Below are 2,796 nucleotides of genomic sequence, written 5' to 3'. Positions count from 1 at the left end.
GCACCAAGGCTTGCGTGATCGCCGACGGGCAGGGCCGCGCCATCGCCTTCCGGCTGGCATCGGGACAGGCGCACGAACTGCCCCATGCGGTTCCATTGCTCGACCAACTGCCAGGCGTGCCCAAGTGGGTCGTCGGAGACCGCGGCTACACCAGTCACGCCTTCCGCGAGCACATCTGGAACATGGGTGCGCGCCCCGCGATCCCGCCTCAGCACCACGAGACCCCCGTCGCCTGCCCGGACTGGATCTACAACAATCGCAATCAGGTCGAGCGCCTCTGGGCGAGGCTCAAGGAATGGCGTGCCATCGCAACCCGCTACGAGAAAACCGCCACAAGCTTCATGGGTGTCCTGTCCCTCGCCGCAGCCCTCGACTGGCTCAAGCGATGACACGCCCTAGAGCTGCAGCGCGTCCTGCAGGCTGTTGGCCCGCACCAGCTGCTGCGCGAGATCGAAGGTGCTGACGAGGTTCTGCTCGAAGAACTCGAGACCGCGCACGTAGGCCACGCTGATCGGCAGCTCTGCAGTCTTCGTCTGCGCCTGCGCACTCTCCGTGGCCTTGCGCGCGTTCTGTACGAAGCCAACGAGCGCGGCGCGCCTGATCAACGCTCTTTTCGGCAATGTCGCACATCCCGGCCGTGATCTCGAAACTCGGCTGGATGGTGTTCATGATGCGCCGCAGACCTCAACGTTGACGCCGAATCTGTTGCACAGCGGTTCGGACTGATGCTGCATTGCAAAACGTGCGTCAAGCCGGACGACAAGAATATTCGACACCGACGAGCCGGTTCGGCTGCCATCTTATGAGGTTTTGGACGCCGGCCCCACCATTAGCTCTCGAATCGCCGTTTATGACGACGGCGCAATTATATGACGCGCGCCCTAATCGCATCGACAGCGCCGATTAACATTTGATGATGATTTTTCCTGCTCAACGTTGATACGGTCTGCCTCGTCAATTGTACTTCAATATGAATATGAAGTGAGAGTTGAAGCTGGGCGCGATTCCGAATTCGTGGAGGGTGAGCCTCAAATGTTTATCGACGAATATGAGCTCTCGCCGCCTGGCTGCGGCTGGAATTACGAGCCCGCGTGCGCTCAGTTGTTCCAGAAGATCTCGGCTCCTTTATATACCACTGACGCCGAAGGTTGGCTGACCTACTACAACGATGCGGCCGCGGAGCTGTGGGGCCGTCGCCCTGCTATAGGCGAGGAGCGTTGGTGCGGTTCCTGGCACATCTACGAGATCAACGGAACGCGATTGCCGCGTGAGCGCTGGCCGCTGGCTCTTTCCCTCCAGCAGGGTAGCGCGGTGCGGGGCCTGCAAGTTGTTCTCGAACGGCCCGATGGCACGCGTGTCCCAATCATGCCGCATCCGACGCCGCTGCGGGACAGATCCGGGAAAATCGTAGCCGGCTCGAATATCCTCGTGAAGGTGACGCCTCTGTCAGCTCTGCGCGCTCCATTCGCATGCCCACAGGCTGCTGCCCCGCTCGAGCCGAGCAAATTTGAGCGAACGGTTATGATTCCCGGCTGTCGAGTTCAACCCGGCTCTGTCAGTAATGCAGCTTGAGGCGCAGATGACAGACGAAAATCGCAAGGCTGCGGCGCAAGAATTTCTGGAAATACTTACTTATCGCGCTCAGCGCAGCGGACTTAGTCCCGCGCAAATGCTGCGCGAACAGCGTCAGCATTTGCTTCCACTGGCTGAGTTGATCTCAGACGTGCACCTAAAATCGGTTGTGGCCGAGCTAGACCACCAAGCTGCGAAGCTTGAGCTCGAAGCGTAGTTTCCGACCGACGCGAGATTCGTTCCGCTGGCGGAGGTTGGCATTATTCCGCTCGGGCGCGGCTCCTTCGTGGGTGTGGCGGGCCATGGGAAAGATAAAAATGACAGCTAAATCACCAGGTATGACGGCCTCCATTGCGTAAGAAGATACTACCGGTCATGGTAGGCCTCATTCGGGCCTGATGGACCTACGCGCCTAAGTCATACGACGATGTTCCTCGGGTATTTTGCGCTCCGTGCACTTTCGACGCCGGCATCCCGCCTGCTGATCCTAGCGCGAAGGGCCATCTAGATCAGCAGTGAGACTCGTTCACGGCTAGCGGATCGAACTGACGTCTCGGGCCTACTCGTAGCAGCTTGAAGACCTGATAGAGGGACATCGCCGCATGTCGTTAGCCAAGCGCGGCCACATCCGCTCGACCCAACGTTGGTCTGTGCCGAAGCGAGGGCTGCCATCCCGTCGCGGGCGTGAACGCTGGGTCGTGCGCTGGATTGGCGCCGCCAGTCGCCGGCATCCGGAGAAGGTCGCGTTGGCCGCGATTGAGGCTCCCAGTGCCCGAGTTATCCAATTGAGCTGGGCCGACACCTTCGGCCGGCCGACGCGATCCGAGCTCACCGGGATACTCCAACCAGCCGGGGCGATTGTGCGGTTGCGGCCACTTCAAGATCGGTAGAACGGCGGCAACAGCCAGCCCGCGCCTGTGTTCTGATCAGGCGCGCAACAATCCGGGAGACGATTGTCTCGGGCTGCGCTAGCCGATCGAACACCCGCAACCAGCTCGAACGATCCTTAGGTGTTCAGTCCCGAGGTGAGATGGGTTGGGTCGTATCTGAACCGGCCTGGGTCGTCTGCCCAGGCTCGGCAGGTCGCTTCGTATGGCGTGAGGCCGCGTAGGGTCTTGAGCCGCCGGGCGAAGTTGTAGGCATCCAGGAAAGCGGCGAGGTGTTCCCGCAGTTGGTCGTGGCTGTCGTAGTGGTAGCGCTTGACGGTCGCGTCCTTGAGGGGGG

4 protein-coding genes and 1 pseudogene are annotated in these 2,796 nt (G+C 60.8%); 3 read left to right on the top strand and 2 right to left on the bottom strand.

Annotation, left to right across the window (positions count from 1 at the left end):
* Nucleotides 1-389 (top strand): IS5 family transposase (locus tag AC1DXK_RS30740; protein ID WP_477299687.1); only part of this gene is annotated, 389 nt, incomplete at its 5' end.
* Nucleotides 390-395: 6 nt separating this feature from the next.
* On the opposite strand, the gene AC1DXK_RS30735 is transcribed toward AC1DXK_RS30740, so the two are convergent.
* Nucleotides 396-605 (bottom strand): hypothetical protein, encoded by a 210-nt coding sequence (locus AC1DXK_RS30735; protein WP_456686762.1) that lies wholly within the window; start codon nt 603-605, stop codon nt 396-398.
* Between the two features lie 427 nt (nt 606-1,032).
* On the opposite strand from AC1DXK_RS30735, the gene AC1DXK_RS30730 reads away from it, so the two are divergent.
* Both AC1DXK_RS30730 and AC1DXK_RS30725 read left to right on the top strand, forming a co-directional pair.
* A complete protein-coding gene (locus tag AC1DXK_RS30730; RefSeq protein ID WP_456686761.1) occupies nt 1,033-1,572 on the top strand; it encodes a PAS domain-containing protein in 540 nt (179 codons plus the stop codon).
* A gap of 7 nt (nt 1,573-1,579) precedes the next feature.
* Complete coding sequence (locus AC1DXK_RS30725) at nt 1,580-1,789, top strand: hypothetical protein (protein WP_456686760.1); 210 nt, start codon at nt 1,580-1,582, stop codon at nt 1,787-1,789.
* 789 nt (nt 1,790-2,578) lie between these two features.
* Here AC1DXK_RS30725 and AC1DXK_RS30720 read toward each other — a convergent pair.
* Nucleotides 2,579-2,796: pseudogene (locus AC1DXK_RS30720) on the bottom strand (IS481 family transposase); the annotation flags it as partial.

Source organism: Methylobacterium sp. P3_A11 (assembly GCF_056403155.1).
Note: the sequence above shows the minus strand (reverse complement) of the source record. Positions and strands in the feature narration are given on the sequence as shown.